The organism is Actinoallomurus acaciae (assembly GCF_042429965.1).
Classification (GTDB): domain Bacteria; phylum Actinomycetota; class Actinomycetes; order Streptosporangiales; family Streptosporangiaceae; genus Actinoallomurus; species Actinoallomurus acaciae.
The window spans coordinates 1-885 of record NZ_JBHLZP010001174.1; the positions used below are offsets into that span (position 1 = coordinate 1).

The 885-nt window shown below is 75.4% G+C and carries 1 protein-coding gene; it reads right to left on the bottom strand.

Features of this window, described 5'->3' with window-relative positions:
• On the bottom strand, positions 1 to 885 hold an 885-nt coding region (locus tag ACFFNX_RS51430; protein ID WP_378213817.1), incomplete at both ends, for an FUSC family protein.

Below are 885 nucleotides of genomic sequence, written 5' to 3' on the forward strand. Positions count from 1 at the left end.
TCGGGCACCGTCCGCAGCGCCCCGGTCGGCCAGAGCGCACGCGCGGCCGCCAGCGCGAGCACCGCCCCGGCCAGGGTGAGGGCGATGCGCCAGCCGGCCGCCTGCCACGTCAACGGGCGGGTGAAGTCGATGAGCAGCATCGTCAGCGGCGTGGCGAACGTGATCCACCACGCGTGGTTGACCGGCTGGAGCGCGAAGCCGATCGCCGCACCGGCGAAGACGAGGACCATGAGGGTCGCCTCGCCCGGCGCGATCGCCAGGGCCACGGCGGCGCCCGTCGCGCCGACGGTCGCCCCGCCGACCCGCTTGACGACCCGCTCGACGGTGCCGCCGTAGGAGTCGCGCAGACAGAACATGACCGTGATCGGCAGCCAGTAGCCGTACGGCTGGCGAAGGCCGCTCTGGAGCGCCATCGCGACGACGATCGCCACGCCGACCCGCGCGGCGTGGCGGAGGCCGGGCGAGCCGGTCGTGACCTGGACGTGCCACGGCCGCCCTCCGGGGAACGGCAAATCGAAACCGGCCTTCAGGCCACGCACCGCGATCCCGGCCGCGTCCTCGACCGCGTCGGCGATCCGTTCGACGCTCCGGCGAACCTGGAGCACGAGCGCGGCCCCGATGATGTCGTGCCGGGACTCGACCCGCTCCCGTCGCACCTGCTCACAGGCGCGCACGAAGCGGTCCAGCTCCGCGGCCGGCCCGGGCGGGGGCGTACGGCCCGCCCCGACCGCCCCGCCGAGCCCGCGCAGCCACCCGCCGAGTGCGGCCATGACGACACGCCGCTCCCCGTGCCAGTCGTCCGGCGGCGGGACGTCCCGGTCCAGCGCGGCGAGCAGCGAACGCGACGCGACGATCTCACCCATGACCCGGTCGAGCGTCTCGGTG